The organism is Candidatus Palauibacter sp., from assembly GCF_965222475.1.
Taxonomy (GTDB): domain Bacteria; phylum Gemmatimonadota; class Gemmatimonadetes; order Palauibacterales; family Palauibacteraceae; genus Palauibacter.
In genome coordinates, this window is record NZ_CBDCUB010000008.1 from 752,551 (window position 1) to 767,592 (window position 15,042).

The window sequence follows — 15,042 nt, forward strand, 5'->3', positions numbered from 1 at the left end:
GCCTGCGCCCCGCGATCCAGTCTCCATCCCGGGAGGTGTCCATGGCGTCTGCCGCCTCGGCATATGAAACGCCCAACATCCGCAACGTCGTTCTCTTCGGTCACGGAGGCGCCGGCAAGACGACGCTCGTGGATTCGATGTGCTACGTCGCCGGAAATACGAACCGGAAGGGCGACGTGCAGAAGGGGAACGCGCTCACCGACTTCACCCCCGAGGAGACCGGCCACCGGATCTCGATCAACCTCGCCGTGGCCCACGCCGTCTGGGACGAGACCCGGATCAACCTCATCGACACGCCCGGCTACCTCGACTTCCTCGGCGAAGTCCTGGCGGGGATCCGGGTGGGAGACGCCGGGCTCTGCGTCGTCGACGCGATCTCGGGGGTCGAGGTGGGGACGGAGAAGACGTGGGCCGCCGCCGAAGCCGCGAGCCTGCCGCGGGCCGTCTTCGTCTCGATGATGGATCGGGACAACGCGAACTTCCGGAGCACCGTCGACCAGATCCGGGCCGAACTCGCGCCGAACGCGATGCCCGTCCAGGTCCCGATCGGGGCGGGCGCCGACTTCGACGGCATCGTCGACCTGCTCACGATGAAGGCGCACATGTTCAAGGGGGGCGACAGGGGCGCCGCGGACGAGGTCGATCCCCCCGCCGAGGTGGCGGCGGAGGTGGAGGAACTCCGCGAGACGCTCATCGAGGCGATCGTGTCGGCGGACGATGACCTGCTCGAGGCCTACTTCGAGGGAGAGGAACTCGATCCCCGCCGCGTCGTGGAGGTCCTCTCGGAGGCGATCCGCGCCGGTGATGTCGTCCCCGTGTTCTGCGGTTCGTGCCAGACGAGCGCCGGGGTGCCGGCCCTCCTCGACCGCATCGTGGAACTCCTGCCCTCGCCCGACCGCGCGACCCCCCAGACCGCGTCCAACGGAAGCGGCGAGGTCGTGCTGGAGTCGGAAGCCGGGGGGCCCGCCGTGGCCCTGATCTTCAAGACGACGTCCGAACCGCACGTCGGCGACCTGAGCTACTTCCGCGTGTACAGCGGCCGCATCACGAACGGCCTCATGCTCCTCAACCCCGGCCGCGGCTCGACCGAACGCCTCGCGCACCTCGCGATCCCGCACGGCGTCCGGCGCGTCGACGTCGAGTCCCTGAACCCCGGCGACATCGGCGTCGTGACGAAGCTCAAGGACACGCACACCGGCGACACCCTGTGCGACGGCGCCTCGCCCGTCACTCTCGAGGGGATCCGCTGGCCGGCCCCCGACCTCTCCCTCGCGGTGACCGCCCGCACGCGCGCCGACGAGGACAAGATCGGGAGCGGGCTGTCGAAGCTGCACGAGGAGGACCCGACCTTCGCCGCGGGCTACGACCCCGAGCGCGGGCAGACGATCATCCGAGGACTCGGGGAGATCCACCTCAACATCTCGCTCGAGAAGATGACCCGGAAATACGGGGTCAACGTGGACACCCACGAGCCGCGGATCGCCTACCGCGAGACGATCACGAGGACCGCCGAGGGCCAGGGCCGCCACAAGAAGCAGTCCGGCGGGCGGGGCCAGTTCGGCGACTGCCATGTCCGCCTCAGCCCGCTGCCGCGCGGAGGGGGATACGCGTTCGTGGACTCGATCAAGGGCGGCGTGATCCCGACGAAGTTCGTCCCGGCCGTGGGAAAGGGGATCGAGGGAGCGTCAAGCAAGGGCGTCCTCGCGGGCTACCCCCTGGTGGACTTCCAGGCCGAGTGCTACTACGGCTCGCACCACTCCGTCGACAGCTCCGACATCGCCTTCCAGATCGCGGGCTCGATCGCGTTCCGGAAGGTGGCGCGGGAGGCGAACCCGGTGATCCTCGAGCCGATCATGGAGGTGGAGGTCGAGACGCCCGAGGAGTACATGGGCGAGGTGATGGGAGACCTCAACCAGCGGCGCGGCCGGGTGCTCGGCATGGACTCGAAGGGGCGGCGGCAGGTCGTGAAGGCTCACGTCCCCCAGGCCGAACTCTACAAGTACTCCGCCGCGCTGCGCTCGCTGACGCACGGGAAGGCGACGCACACCCGCAGCCTGGCTGCGTACGAGCAGGTTCCGCCGCATGTTCAGGAGAGGGTGATCGCGGAGTCCCGGCGAAACGACGATGAGTAGCAGGCGGTAGCCCGTGGCGGGCCATTCGAAGTGGTCGAAGATCAAGCGCCAGAAGGCGGTGACCGACAAGGCGAAGGGGAAGCTCTTCTCCAAGCTCGGGCGCGAGATCGCCGTGGCGGCGCGCGAAGGGGGAGGGGACCCGGACTTCAACCCCCGTCTCCGGACCGCGATCGACAACGCCAAGGGCCAGCGCATGCCGGCCGACAACATCGAACGCGCGCTCAGGCGCGGGACGGGCGACCTCCCCGGGGCCTCGTACGAAGAGGTCACGCACGAGGGCTACGCGCCCGGCGGCGCGGCGCTGTATCTGGAGTGTCTCACGGACAATCCGCGGCGGACGCTGGCCGAACTCCGGCACCTGCTCGACAAGCGGGGCGGGAATCTGGGGCAGAGCGGCTCCGTCGCCTGGATGTTCGAACGCAAGGGCCAGATCCTCGTGCCGGCCGACCGCAGCGACGAGGAGGCGGCGCTCGATGCGGCGCTCGAGGCCGGGGCCGAGGACTTCGAGGCGGACGACGGGATGTACGTCGTGACGACGGGGGCGGGCGACTTCCACGAGGTGCTCGCCTCGATGCGCGCGGCCGGGATCCCGGTCGCGGAGGCGGATCTCGCCATGGTCGCGAAGAACACGGTGAGGGTCGAGGGACGCGAGGCGGCGAGGGTGCTCGACATCCTGACGGCGCTCGACGATCACGACGATGTGCTGCAGGTCAACACGAACGTCGATCTGGAGGTGGGGGACTGAGCGGCCTCCTGAAGGTGCTGGGGATCGATCCCGGCACGCGGGCGACCGGCTACGGCTGCATCGAGGGGGGGCGGTCGGTCCCGGGCCTCGCGTACCGCCTCATCGAGTGCGGCGTCGTGCGGCCGCGCGGGACGGATCTGGGCTCGCGGCTGGAGGACATCCATCGCGGGGCGCTCGACATCATCGACCGGCTGGCGCCGACGTGCGTGGCGATCGAGAGCGCCTTCCACGGGCGGAACGCCCGCACGGCCATGGTGCTGGGGCACGCGCGCGGCGTCCTCGTCCTCGCGGCGCAGTTGCGGGGCCTCCCGATTCACGAGTACGCGCCGCGGCAGGTGAAGAAGCGGGTCGTGGGGACCGGCGCCGCCAGCAAGGAACAGGTCGGATTCATGGTCAAGCACCACCTGCGGCTCGGCGATGCGCCGCGCCCGGCGGACGCGGCGGACGGCTGCGCGGTCGCCCTCTGTCACCTGATCGGCGGCGGGCTCCCGTGATCCGGCGCCTGCGCGGGGAACTGGTCGGGCGCGGCGCGAGCGCCGTCGAGGTCGTGACGGGCGACGGCGTCGGCTACGAGGTCAACGTGCCGCTCGGGCTGGTCGACCGGCTGCCGCCCGAGGGGGCCGCGGTCGAACTGCACACCGTGCTCGTCGTGCGCGACGACGCGTTCGAACTGTACGGCTTCGAGACCGCCCGGGACCGCGAACTCTTCCAGCGGCTGCGCACCCCGAGCGGCGTGGGGCCGCGCCTCGCGCTCGCGATCCTCGGGGCGCTGCCGCCGGGCCGGGTCGTGCGGGCGATCCGCGCCAAGGACCACCGCACCCTCCAGACCGTGAGCGGCGTGGGCCGGAAGACGGCGGAGCGAATCGCGATCGACCTCGCGGACAAGCTCGATGACCTGGGCGACCCCGGCGGCGACCTGCCGCCGGCCGGCGGCCCGGCCGCGGCGGGCGTGCAGGCGCTGCGCGCCCTCGGCTACGGTCGCGGGCAGAGCGAGAACGCCGTGCGCCGCGCGCTCGATGCGCTGGAGGGCCGCGAGGTCGGCGCCGAGGAACTCGTGCGCCGCGCGCTGCGGCACGTATGACGACCCCCGGGGCGGACGACCGGCCGCGCACCGAGATCACCACGCCCGAGGTGCTCGAAGACGATCTGCGCCCCGACGCCTCGCTCCGCCCGGCGCGGCTCGACGAGTTCATCGGCCAGGCGCGCGTCAAGGAGAGCCTCTCCGTGTTCATGGAGGCCGCGCTGGGCCGCGGCGAGGCGCTCGACCACACCCTCTTCTACGGCCCGCCGGGCCTCGGGAAGACGACGCTCGCCCTCCTCCTCGCCCGCGAACTCGGGGTCGACATCAAGCTCACCTCCGGCCCCGTGCTCGAGAAGCCGGGCGACCTCGCCGGCCTGCTCACGAACCTCCCGCCGCGCGGCCTCCTCTTCATCGACGAGATCCACCGCCTGCGGCCCGTGATCGAGGAGTTCCTCTACCCCGCGATGGAGGACTACCGGATCGAGATCCGGCTCGGGGACGGCCCCCGCGTCGAGACGTTCACGATGAAGCTCGAGCGCTTCACGCTCGTGGGGGCGACGACCCGCTTCGGGCTCCTCACCGCCCCCATGCGGGCGCGCTTCGGCGTCGTCGAGCGCCTGGGCTACTACCCGAAGGAGGAGTTGGCGCGGATCGTCGTCCGCTCCGCGAGCCTCCTCGACATCCCCACCACCCGCGAGGGCGCCGACGAGATCGCGCGCCGCGCCCGCGGCACGCCCCGCATCGCGAACCGTCTCCTGCGCCGCGTGCGCGACTTCGCGGAGGTGCGGGGCGACGGGACGATCGACGCCGCGACGGCTGTGGAGGGCCTCAAGCTGCTCAACGTGGATGAGTACGGCCTCGACGAGATGGACGCGCGCGTGCTCAAGGCGATCATCGAGACGTTCGAAGGGGGCCCGGTGGGGCTCGCCTCGCTCGCCGTGGCGGTGGGGGAGGACGCGGGCACGCTGGAGGAGGTGTACGAGCCGTACCTGATCCAGAACGGGTACATGCAACGGACGCCGAGGGGCCGCGCGGCCACCCGGAAGGCGTACGCGCGCTTCGGCTACGCGCTCCCGCGCGGAGAAGCCGGCGGGGCGCAGGGCGCGCTGTTCGGCGATGACGTCGGCGGTGACGTCGGCGATGAAGGCTGAGCGGGCGGGCCGCACCGAGGCGTACGCCTACGAACTGCCGGCCGAGCTGATCGCGGCCCGGCCGGCCGAGCGCCGGGATGCCAGTCGGCTCCTCGTGGTCGATCGCGCGCGGGACCGCTTCACGGACGCCGCCTTCCCCGCGCTGCTCGAGCGGCTGTCGCCCGGCGATGCGGTCGTCGTCAACGACAGCCGCGTGTTCCCGGCCCGGCTCCTCGGCCGCAAGCCGACCGGCGCCCGCGCCGAGATCCTCCTCGTCCGCCCCGAAGCCCCCGCGCTCGACCCGACGGAACCCTTCGACCGGGCCGACACCCGCCTGTGGCGCGCCATGGTCCGCCCCGGCGGCAAGCTCAGGCCCGGCCGCACGGTCGATATCGCGGACGGGTTCACGGTCGAGATCCTCGACTCCGCCCCCGACGGCACGCGCCTCGTGCGGCTCGCCGGCGACGAGGACCCCTGGACGCTCATCCAGCGCCACGGCCGCGTCCCCCTCCCACCGTACATCGTGCGGGACGGGGCGGTTCGGGACGGGGCGGTTCGGGACGCGGCGCCGCGCGACGACGCGGAGGACCGCGAACGGTACCAGACCGTCTACGCGGCGCCGGCCGGGAGCGTCGCCGCCCCCACGGCCGGGCTCCACTTCACCCCCGAACTCCTGGCCGCCCTCGGGGCCCGGGGCGCGCGCCTCGTCCGCCTCACCCTGCACGTCGGGTTCGGGACCTTCCGCCCCGTGACGGCGACCCGCGTCGAGGAACACCGCGTCGCGCCCGAGGCCTACAGCTTCTCCCCCGAGGCGGCCGACCGACTCAACGCGACGCGCGCGGCGGGCGGCCGCGTGGTCGCGATCGGCACGACCTCCTGCCGCGTGCTCGAGACCGTGGGCGCCGCCGGCCGCTTCGAACCGGGCCGGGGCTGGACCGATCTCTTCATCCGCCCCCCATACGGTTTCCACGCCGTTGACGCGCTCGTGACGAACTTCCACCTCCCGCGCTCCAGCCTCCTCATGCTCGTGGCGGCCTTCGCGGGGCGCGAACTCGCGCTCGCGGCCTACGCGCACGCGATCCGGGAGCGCTACCGCTTCTATTCCTACGGCGACGCGATGCTGATCACATGACGGACGGTCACATGAAGGACGCCGGGCACTTCCGCCTCGACGGGACGAGCGGGCGCGCCAGGGCGGGGGCGCTCGACCTCCCGCGCGGCACGATCCACACCCCGTGCTTCATGCCCGTGGGGACGCTCGGCACCGTGAAGTCGCTCACCCCCGGCGAACTCCGCGCGGCCGGGGTCGAGATCCTGCTCGGGAACGCGTATCACCTCTACCTGAGGCCCGGGACCCGCGTCCTCAAGGAACTCGGCGGACTCCACCGTTTCATGGGCTGGAACGGGCCCATCCTCACGGACTCGGGCGGTTTCCAGGTGTTCTCGCTCGCGCGCATCAACGAGATCGACGACGAAGGGGTGACCTTCCGCAGCCACCTCGACGGGAGCCTGCACCGGCTGACGCCGGAACTGTCGATGGACATCCAGGCCGCGATCGGATCCGACATCCGCATGGCGTTCGACGAATGTCCCCCCGGCGAGGCGTCGCGCGAGGCGGCCCGGACCGCGGTCGAACGCTCCCTCGCCTGGCTCGAGCGCTGCCGCGACAGCCACCGGGCTCATCCCGATAGCGGCGGGCTCCTCTTCCCGATCGTACAGGGCGCGTCGTTCGAGGATCTGCGCCTCGAGTCGATCGAGCGCACGCTGGCGGCGGGCGAGTGGCCGGGGATCGGGATCGGCGGCCTCTCCGTGGGCGAGGCGAAGGACGCTACGCACCGCGTGCTCGACGTCATCGAACCCGCGCTGCCCTCCGACCGCCCCCGCTACCTCATGGGGGTCGGCTATCCCGACGATGTCGTCGAGGCGGTGCGGCGCGGGGTGGACATGTTCGACTGCGTGGCGCCGACCCGGAACGGGCGCAACGGCACCGCTTTCACGGCCGAAGGTCGCCTCAACATCAAGGGGGCGCGCTTCGCGGCCGATCCCGCTCCGCTCGACGCGACGTGCGACTGCGCCTGCTGCGCGGGCTACAGCCGCGCCTACCTGCGCCACCTGTTCGTGAGCAACGAACTCCTCGGCCTGCGGCTCCTGTCGCTGCACAACGTGCGGTTCCTGATTCGATTGACTTCACTCGCCCGCGCGGCGATCCTGCGGGGCGACTACGACCGCTGGGCCGATGCCTGGTTGGCCACGTACCGGCGCGGACCCGCGGCGCCGTGACGTCAGGGGAAGCCGAGGACACGGAAGGCGAGGACGGAGCATGCTGATTGTCAGCTTCATGGGCGGCGGGGAAGGCGGGACGGCGAACCCGGCCGCGACGATGATGATGATGTTCGGGTTCATCGCCATCTTCTACTTCATCTTCTTCCGCCCGCAGCGAAAGCAGCAGCGCGAGCATAAGGAGTTGGTCAAGAACCTGAAGCGGGGAGACGAGGTCACGACCATCGGCGGCATCGTCGGAACCATCGTCCACCTCACGAACGAGCGCGTCACGGTGAAGACCGGCGACACGCGGATCGAGGTCGAGCGCTCGAAGATCGGCAGGGTCGACTCCAGGCGCTGACGGAGCCGGCCCGTAAAATCGACATGAAGGTCCGCACCGGGAAGACCCCGCCGTGATCCTGGAAATCCGCACCTTCGGCGACCCCGTACTGCGGGAGAAGTGCGCCCCCGCGGCGGACATCGACGACGGGATGCGCCGCCTCGCAGAGGACATGCGGGAGACGATGTACGACGCCGACGGCATCGGGCTCGCCGCGCCGCAGGTGGGCGTTCCGGTCCGGCTCTTCGTCTACGACGTGCGCGATCCCGACATCGCCCCCGGCGTCCTCGTGAACCCCGAGATCGTCGAGGGACGGGGGACGTCAAAGGAGGAGGAGGGCTGCCTCAGCATCCCCGGGCTGTCGGAGATCGTCGAGCGCAGCGCGTCGATCGTCCTGCGCGGGCTGGGGCTGGACGGGGAACCGGTGGAGATCCGGGCCGACGGTCTCCTCAGCCGCTGCCTCCAGCACGAGACGGACCACCTCGACGGCGTCCTCTTCCTCGACCGCGTGAGCCCGCTCAAGCGCAAGATCCTGCTCGCGAAGTGGCGCAAGCAGGAGCGGGACTGAGGCGGTCGCGGCAGTGCGGGCGGCAGCGGCGCCGAGGCGGCGGCGCACGGCGTGAGGGTCCTGTTCTGGGGGACGCCCGGGTTCGGCCTCCCTTCGCTCGAGGCGATGCGCGCCGCGGGTCACGAGGTGGTCGGCGTCGTGACGAATCCCGACCGGCCATCCGGCCGCGGACGCGCGGGGCGGGGGCGGGCGCTGCGCGCGAGCCCGGTCAAGGAGTGGGCGCTGGCGGCCGAAGTGCCCGTTCTGCAGCCCGTCCGCCCGGGTGAGGCGGCGTTCCTCGACGCGGCCCGTCGGCTCGCCCCCGACGTCTCCGTCGTCGTGGCGTACGGCCGCATCCTCCCGCGCGAGGCGCTCGACCTGCCGCCGCTCGGTTCGTTCAACGTCCACGCATCGCTCCTGCCCGCCCTGCGCGGCGCCGCCCCGATCAACTGGGCGATCATCTGCGGGCATGCCGAGTCGGGGGTCAGCATCCAGCGCATGGTCGCCGCGCTCGACGCCGGACCGGTGCTCGGTCGGACCCGCATCCCGATCCACCCCGTGATGACGGCGGGGGAACTGTACGAGGCGGCGTCCGCGGCGGCGGGGGCGCGACTCGTCACCGTCCTCGCGGACCTCGCCGCCGGACGCGCCGTCGAGACGCCGCAGGACGAGACGCGGGTGACGTGGGCCCCGAAGCTCGACCGCGAGGCGGCGCGCATCGACTGGTCCCGCTCGGCCGCCGAACTGGACCGCTGGCTGCGCGGCTGCGACCCCTGGCCCGCCGCATGGACCACCCTCCGCGGGCGGTCGCTGCAGTGCTTCGAACCGACCGTCGAGCCCGACGCCCCCGGAGCGGGCGACCCCGCCACGACGGCCGGGGCCCCCGCGCCGGGCACCGTCATCGAAGCGCACCCCGTGCGGGGGCTGCGGGTCGCCACCGGAGACGGGGTCCTCCGCGTCGGCGCCGTCAAACCGGCCGGCCGCCGGCGCATGTCCGCCGCCGCCTGGGTCCGCGGGGTCGCCCGGGGGGTCGCCGACCTGAAGGAGGTCCGCTTCGACTGACGCGCGGCTTGACGGTTTCCGCCACCGGCTCGACGGCTTCCCGCGGCTGCACGTGCTCGTCTCGGAGCGGGAGGTGGACGGCCCCGCCGGCCTCGCGGCGGTCGAACGCGTGATGGAGCACACGGCCCCCATCGCGGTACATCTGAGGGCGCGTCTCCCCACCCGTCGCCTGTTCGAGATCACCGCTGAACTGGGCTCGAGCGCGGCGCGGACGAGGGGTTGGCTGGTGGTGAACGGACGGCCCGATGTCGCGCTGGCGGCCGGCGCGCGGGCGGTGCAGCTTGGACGAACCGCCCTCGGGGTGAAGGAGACGCGCCGCATGGTCGAGGCGTGCGCGGGGAGGCTGGCGATCGGGGCATCCGTACACGATGCGGAGGGTGCGGTTCGAGCCGTTCGGGACGGTGCCGACTACCTCGTGCTGGGCACGATCTACGCCACGCCCTCGCACCCCGGGCGCGCGGGAAGCGGCCCCGCGGCGGTGACCGGGGTCGTGGCCGCCGCCGTCCGCGCCGCGCCGACCGCCGCGCCGGTCCTCGCCATCGGCGGCCTGCGGGCGGAGCGGATCGACGAGGTCGTGGAGGCCGGCGCGTACGGGATCGTGGTGGGCCGCGCGGTGTGGTCGGCCCCCGACCCGGCGCGGGCCGCGCTCGATCTGAGGAGAAGACTGGACCGGAGATGGGATGGACGAGATAAGGATACAGGTGAACGGACGGGAGCATGACGTTCCCGCGGGAACGTCCGTGGCGGTGTTGCTCCGCGACCTCGGACTGGACGGGCGGGCGATCGTCGTCGAACTGAACCGTCGGATCGTCCGGTTGCCGGAGATCGAGAGCGTTCGGCTCGAGGCCGGCGACCGCGTCGAACTCGTCCACTTCGTGGGAGGCGGCTGAACGATGGACGCGCTCGAGATCGGCGGCCGCACGTTCGATTCCCGTCTCATCGCGGGGACGGGGAAATACCCGAGCCCCGAGGTGATGCTCGAGGCGATCCGGGCCTCCGGTGCCGACATGGTCACGGTCGCGGTGCGGCGGGTCGACATAGAGAACCCGGACCGCGACGACATCCTGCGGACGATCCGTCCGGACGAGTTCGAACTCCTCCCCAACACGGCGGCGTGCTACACCGCCGAGGACGCGATCCGCTTCGCGCGGCTGGGGCGCGCGGCGGGGATGAGCGACTGGGTGAAGCTCGAGGTCATCGGCGACGCCGACACGCTCTTCCCCCACACCGAGGCGTTGATCGAGGCCACGCGGGTGCTCGTGGCGGAGGGGTTCACCGTCCTTCCCTACACGAACGACGACCTCGTGACGGCGCTGAGGCTCGAGGACGCCGGGGCCGCGGCCGTGATGCCGCTCGCCTCTCCGATCGGGAGCGGCCTCGGGCTGCTGAACCCGCTCAACATCCGGATCATCAAGTCCAGGCTCTCCGTCCCGGTCATCGTCGACGCCGGGGTGGGGACGGCCTCCGACGCGTGCGCGACGATGGAGCAGGGGGTCGATGGCGTGCTCATGAACACGGCGATCGCCGCGGCGGAGGATCCGGTGGAGATGGCGCGGGCGATGCGGCTGGCGGTGGAGGCGGGGCGTCGCGCGTACCTCGCCGGACGCATGCCGCGCCGCGAATGGGCGGTGCCGTCGAGCCCGCTCGAGGGTCTGCCGCCCCCGGATTGAGTCCGCAGACCCCGCTGACCCCGCTGAACCCGCGCGCGGCGGCCCACCGGATCCTGGCCGGTGTGAGGGTCGGAACCCTGTCCGATCTCGCGGCCTCGCGCATCCTCCCCGACGTGGACCCCGTGGACCGCGGCCTGGCCCTGGACATCGCGTTCGGCTGCCTGCGGCTGCGCGCGCGCCTGGACGTCTGGATCGAGGCCTTCGCGGACCGGCCGCTGCGCCGGATCGACCCGGTCGTGCGGGACTGGCTGCGGATCGGGGTCTACCAGCTGACGGAGTTGCGGACGCCGGATCACGCCGCGGTCGGCGAGACGGTGCGCGCGGCGCGGGCCGGGGTGGGGCGGAAGCGGGTCGGGTACGTGAACGCCGTGCTGCGGGCCGTGGCCAGGGGCCGGGACGGCACCGATCCGTTCCCCGCGCCCGACGCGGATCCGGTCGCGCACCTGTGTGCATGGGGCTCGCACCCCGAGTGGCTCCTGCGGCGCTGGCTCGCGCGCTGGCCGCTGGCCGACGTGCGGCGGCTCGTCGAACGGCAGAACCGTCCCCCGGACGTCGTGCTGCGGATGCTGGACGGCGACGACCCCGCGCCGCCGGAGGGCGTCCGGCTCGCGCCCGTGCCCGGCTGGCCGCGCTCCTTCACGCTCGCGGAGGGCGCCCCCGCGGCGGCGCTCGCCGGGCTCCGCGCCGTGGTGCAGGACCCTGCGGCCTCCTCGGTGGTAGATTATGTCGGTCGTCGGCCCGCCGGACCCGTGCTGGACGTGTGCGCGGCGCCGGGCACGAAGGCCGTGGGGCTCGCGGCGGAGTACGGCGTGCCGGTCGTGGCGCTCGACATCTCGCGGGGGCGGCTGGCCCGCCTCGCCGCGCCGGCCCGGCGGCTGAAGCTGCCGGTGAGCGCGGCCGTCGCCGACGCGCGCCGGCTTCCGGTCGCCGAGGCCGGGACCGTGCTGGCCGACGTGCCCTGCACGGGCACCGGGGTCCTGCGACGGCGGGCCGACGCCCGCTGGCGGCTCGACGAACGCGGCCTCGGCGCCCTCGTGGCGCTGCAGCGCGAGATCATGGACGCTTGCGCCGATGCCGTACGGCCGGGCGGCCTTCTGGTCTACAGCACATGTTCGCTCGAACGCGAGGAGAACGAAGGACAGGTGGACGCCTTCCTCGAGCGCCGGCTCGACTACCGGCGCGAACCGCCGGACGCGGCCCCCGATGGCTGCCTGACCCCGCGCGGCGACCTCTTCGTCCGCCCCTGGGTCACCGACACCGACGGCGCCTACGCGGCGCGGCTGCGGAGGGTCGCGTGAAGTTCCTCCGCGTCCTCCTCTTCACCGGCGTCATGTTCGGCCTCGGCTACTTCGCGGCCTCGCGCTGGCTCTTCCCCGCGGCGGCGGACCCCACCGACGTCGACTTCACCGAGGTGCCCGATCTCACCGGCACTCCGCTCGCGGAGGCGGAGCGGCAACTCGCAGCCCTCGGCTTCGCCGCCCTCGAGCGCGGCCGCCTCAGCCACGCCGGCATCGCGGCCGGGGCCGTCGTCGCCCAGAACCCGCTCCCGGGCCAGACCACCCAGACCGGCGACACCGTCTTCCTCACGACGAGCGCCGGCGTCGAGACCCGCGTCGTCCCCGATCTCGCAGGACTCCCGACCGCCGACGCGGCGACGCTGCTCTCCCGACTCGGGTTCGAGATCGACATCGAGGATGTGGAGGATACCCCGGCGGCCGGCGCGATCCGCACCGAACCCGAAGCCGGCGCACGTCTCACGCTGCCCGCCTCGGTTCGGCTCTTCGTGAGCCGCGGAAGGGCGATCGTCACGGTCCCCGACCTGCGCGGCCGCCACGTCGACGACCTCGAGGCCGTCCTGGAGGAGGTGGAACTGCGCCTCGGCGCGGTCCGCTACCAGGCCGACGCGCGCGACGTGCAGGGCCGCGTCGTGTTTCAGAGTCCGGAACCCGGCTCCCACCTGCGCGGAGACGGGCTCGTCTCGGTGATCGTGGCCGGGACGCCGCCCGACCCACCGCCCGACACGCCGCCCGATACCGTCTCCAGGATGGAGAGACAGGATGGAGAGATAGGATGGACCTTCAGGGACTGCTGACCCGGAACTGGCCCTACAAGGCGGCCGCGCTCGTGCTCTCGATCCTCCTCTGGCTGCGCGTGTCGGCCGACGCCCAACTCGCCGAACAGGCCGTGCCCACCCTCCTCGAGATCCAGGTGAGCGACTCCGCCTGGAGTCTGCGCGAGGTCATCCCCTCGGAGATCATGACCACGTTCCGCGGCGGGAGGAACGAAGTCTTCGCCACGCGCTTCGAGGAAAACAGGATCCGCAAGGTCATCGATCAGGTGGAAGACAGCGTGGTCGACGTACCGCTCTCGGTGTCCGAGGTCATCTACAACCGCGAACTCGGCGTCGAACCCGTCGCGGTGAGCCCCGCCGTCGTCTCCATCCGGCTCGAGGAGCGCGTGGGGAGGTGGGTCGCCGTCGCCGGGAGGACGGACGCGCGGGCGGCGCCGGGCGCCTTCGTCGTCGGCATGCGGCTCGCGCCCGACAGCGTGTGGCTGCAGGGGCCCGCCTCGTTCGTGAACCGCGTCTCCGAGGTCACGACCGAGCTTCTCCGGGTCGGCGCGGTGTCGAGCCCGGTGACCCAGCAACTGGGGATCGCGCTGCCGCCCGATCTCGCGGGACTCTCCGTCGAGCCGGCCACCGTGATCGGCACCGTCGAGGTCGACTCCCTCGTCACCCGCCGGTTCGAGGCCCCGGTGTCCGCCACGGGCCCGGGGGCGGGCTCCGGAGCGGGGGCAGTGTCGCTCGATCCGCCCACCGTCGCGGCCGCCGTCTCCGGCCCGGCCTCCGTCGTGGACGGACTCGATCCCGCCGACCTCACCCTGACGGTCGAGATCCCCGCCTCCTTCGAGGGCGCGGGTTCCTTCCCCGTGCGCGCCCGGCTGCCCGAGGATGTGGCCGCCACGGTGACGATCGACCTCTCGCCGGAGCGCGTGTCCGCCGGCTCCGGCCCCGGCTCTGCCCAGAGCGACCCGTAAACGTGAGACCCACAGGCGCGGACGCGCCCGCCCTCGGGTTCCGGGACGGTCCGGTGCTCGGCATCGAGACCTCCTGTGACGAGACCTCGGCCGCGGTCGTCGACGAGACCGGCATCCGGGCGCTGGCCATCGCCTCGCAGGACGCGCACGCCGCGTTCGGCGGCGTCGTACCGGAGATCGCGGCGCGCGAGCACATCCGGTCGCTCGACGCGATGGTGCGGCACGCGATGCGCGAGGCGGGAGTCGGCCGCGACGAGATCGCGGGCGTCGGGGTGACGGCGGGCCCCGGCCTCGTCGGCGCCCTCCTCGTGGGGGTGAACTGGGCCAAGGCCTACGCCTTCGCCCGCGACCTCCCGCTGCTCGGCGTCCATCACATGGAGGGACACCTGTTCGGAACCGCGCTCGAGCACGACGCGGCCCGGCCGCCGTTCATCGGCCTCCTCGTGTCGGGCGGGCACACGCTCCTCCTCGAGGCGCGGGCGTGGGGCCGCTACCGGCTCCTCGGGCAGACGCGGGACGACGCGGCGGGCGAGGCGTTCGACAAGGTGGCGCGCCGCCTGGGCCTCGCGTATCCCGGCGGTCCCGAGATCCAGCGCGCCGCGTCGGGCGGAGATGCCGCCCGGTTCCGGTTGCCGCGTCCCATGCTGACCGGGCGCGATGATCCGGGCGATCGGTCGCACTACGACATGTCGTTCTCGGGCCTCAAGACGGCGGTGGCCCGCATCGCGGCGGAGCGGGAAGCCGACGGGACGCTGGAGGAGGCCGTGCCCGATCTGGCCGCCGGGTTCCAGGAAGCGGTCGTCGATGTGCTCACCGCGAAGACGCTGCGCGCCGTGGAACAGACCGGCTGCCGCCGGGTCGTTCTGGGGGGTGGAGTGGCGCGAAACTCCCGACTGCGCAAAAGTTTATCGGAGCGTCTGGGCTCGTCCGGGGAGCTGTACGCCCCCTCGCCCCGCCTCGCGACGGACAACGCGGCCATGATCGCCGCCGTCGCGCGTCACCGCCTGGCGAACGGCGAGCGAAGCCCGTGGTCGCTCAACGCCGAGGCGGGTCTCGCGTTTCCCGGCCTGGTCCGGGACCCGGCCTGATCCGCGGGC

The 15,042-nt window shown here is 72.7% G+C and carries 17 protein-coding genes; all 17 read left to right on the plus strand.

Annotated elements, in window-relative coordinates; all coding sequences use genetic code 11:
* Positions 1 to 41: 41 nt before the first annotated feature.
* Genes fusA through tsaD form a run of 17 tightly spaced genes read left to right on the plus strand, consistent with a single transcriptional unit; the run spans position 42 to position 15,033 of the window.
* Positions 42 to 2,132 (plus strand): elongation factor G, encoded by a 2,091-nt coding sequence (gene fusA, locus ACOQPP_RS18720; protein WP_419167267.1) that lies wholly within the window; start codon positions 42 to 44, stop codon positions 2,130 to 2,132.
* Positions 2,133 to 2,145: 13 nt separating this feature from the next.
* Positions 2,146 to 2,877, plus strand: coding sequence for a YebC/PmpR family DNA-binding transcriptional regulator (locus ACOQPP_RS18725; RefSeq protein ID WP_420637149.1), 732 nt, complete (start codon positions 2,146 to 2,148; stop codon positions 2,875 to 2,877).
* A gap of 14 nt (positions 2,878 to 2,891) precedes the next feature.
* Positions 2,892 to 3,371 (plus strand): crossover junction endodeoxyribonuclease RuvC, encoded by a 480-nt coding sequence (gene ruvC, locus ACOQPP_RS18730; protein WP_420637150.1) that lies wholly within the window; start codon positions 2,892 to 2,894, stop codon positions 3,369 to 3,371.
* Complete coding sequence (gene ruvA / locus ACOQPP_RS18735) at positions 3,368 to 3,958, plus strand: Holliday junction branch migration protein RuvA (protein WP_420637151.1); 591 nt, start codon at positions 3,368 to 3,370, stop codon at positions 3,956 to 3,958. Before ruvC ends, ruvA begins: the two co-directional genes overlap by 4 nt.
* On the plus strand, positions 3,955 to 5,049 hold the full coding sequence (gene ruvB / locus ACOQPP_RS18740) for a Holliday junction branch migration DNA helicase RuvB (protein ID WP_419167263.1): 1,095 nt from the start codon (positions 3,955 to 3,957) through the stop codon (positions 5,047 to 5,049). Before ruvA ends, ruvB begins: the two co-directional genes overlap by 4 nt.
* The gene (gene queA, locus ACOQPP_RS18745; protein WP_420637152.1) at positions 5,039 to 6,160 is read left to right on the plus strand and encodes a tRNA preQ1(34) S-adenosylmethionine ribosyltransferase-isomerase QueA; all 1,122 of its coding nucleotides are present in this window, start codon (positions 5,039 to 5,041) and stop codon (positions 6,158 to 6,160) included. Before ruvB ends, queA begins: the two co-directional genes overlap by 11 nt.
* Positions 6,157 to 7,308, plus strand: a complete 1,152-nt coding sequence (tgt, locus tag ACOQPP_RS18750) for a tRNA guanosine(34) transglycosylase Tgt (protein ID WP_420637153.1) — start codon at positions 6,157 to 6,159, stop codon at positions 7,306 to 7,308. The genes queA and tgt overlap by 4 nt, the downstream gene beginning before the upstream one ends.
* A gap of 40 nt (positions 7,309 to 7,348) precedes the next feature.
* A complete protein-coding gene (gene yajC, locus ACOQPP_RS18755; RefSeq protein WP_419167260.1) occupies positions 7,349 to 7,651 on the plus strand; it encodes a preprotein translocase subunit YajC in 303 nt (100 codons plus the stop codon).
* A 52-nt stretch (positions 7,652 to 7,703) separates the two neighbouring features.
* Positions 7,704 to 8,198, plus strand: coding sequence for a peptide deformylase (gene def / locus ACOQPP_RS18760; RefSeq protein WP_419167259.1), 495 nt, complete (start codon positions 7,704 to 7,706; stop codon positions 8,196 to 8,198).
* Between the two features lie 51 nt (positions 8,199 to 8,249).
* On the plus strand, positions 8,250 to 9,239 hold the full coding sequence (gene fmt / locus ACOQPP_RS18765) for a methionyl-tRNA formyltransferase (RefSeq protein ID WP_420637154.1): 990 nt from the start codon (positions 8,250 to 8,252) through the stop codon (positions 9,237 to 9,239).
* A 52-nt stretch (positions 9,240 to 9,291) separates the two neighbouring features.
* On the plus strand, positions 9,292 to 9,960 hold the full coding sequence (locus ACOQPP_RS18770) for a thiamine phosphate synthase (protein WP_420637155.1): 669 nt from the start codon (positions 9,292 to 9,294) through the stop codon (positions 9,958 to 9,960).
* A gap of 19 nt (positions 9,961 to 9,979) precedes the next feature.
* Positions 9,980 to 10,129: a sulfur carrier protein ThiS gene (thiS, locus tag ACOQPP_RS18775; RefSeq protein ID WP_419167256.1), complete on the plus strand. Its 150-nt coding sequence runs from the start codon at positions 9,980 to 9,982 to the stop codon at positions 10,127 to 10,129.
* 3 nt (positions 10,130 to 10,132) lie between these two features.
* Positions 10,133 to 10,909 (plus strand): thiazole synthase, encoded by a 777-nt coding sequence (locus ACOQPP_RS18780; RefSeq protein WP_419167255.1) that lies wholly within the window; start codon positions 10,133 to 10,135, stop codon positions 10,907 to 10,909.
* Positions 10,861 to 12,207: an RsmB/NOP family class I SAM-dependent RNA methyltransferase gene (locus ACOQPP_RS18785; RefSeq protein WP_420637156.1), complete on the plus strand. Its 1,347-nt coding sequence runs from the start codon at positions 10,861 to 10,863 to the stop codon at positions 12,205 to 12,207. The genes ACOQPP_RS18780 and ACOQPP_RS18785 overlap by 49 nt, the downstream gene beginning before the upstream one ends.
* A complete protein-coding gene (locus ACOQPP_RS18790; protein WP_420637157.1) occupies positions 12,204 to 13,001 on the plus strand; it encodes a PASTA domain-containing protein in 798 nt (265 codons plus the stop codon). Before ACOQPP_RS18785 ends, ACOQPP_RS18790 begins: the two co-directional genes overlap by 4 nt.
* Complete coding sequence (locus ACOQPP_RS18795; protein WP_419167252.1) at positions 12,980 to 13,945, plus strand: YbbR-like domain-containing protein; 966 nt, start codon at positions 12,980 to 12,982, stop codon at positions 13,943 to 13,945. The genes ACOQPP_RS18790 and ACOQPP_RS18795 overlap by 22 nt, the downstream gene beginning before the upstream one ends.
* A 2-nt stretch (positions 13,946 to 13,947) precedes the next feature.
* Positions 13,948 to 15,033, plus strand: a complete 1,086-nt coding sequence (gene tsaD / locus ACOQPP_RS18800; RefSeq protein WP_420637158.1) for a tRNA (adenosine(37)-N6)-threonylcarbamoyltransferase complex transferase subunit TsaD — start codon at positions 13,948 to 13,950, stop codon at positions 15,031 to 15,033.
* The last annotated feature ends 9 nt before the right edge of the window (positions 15,034 to 15,042 follow it).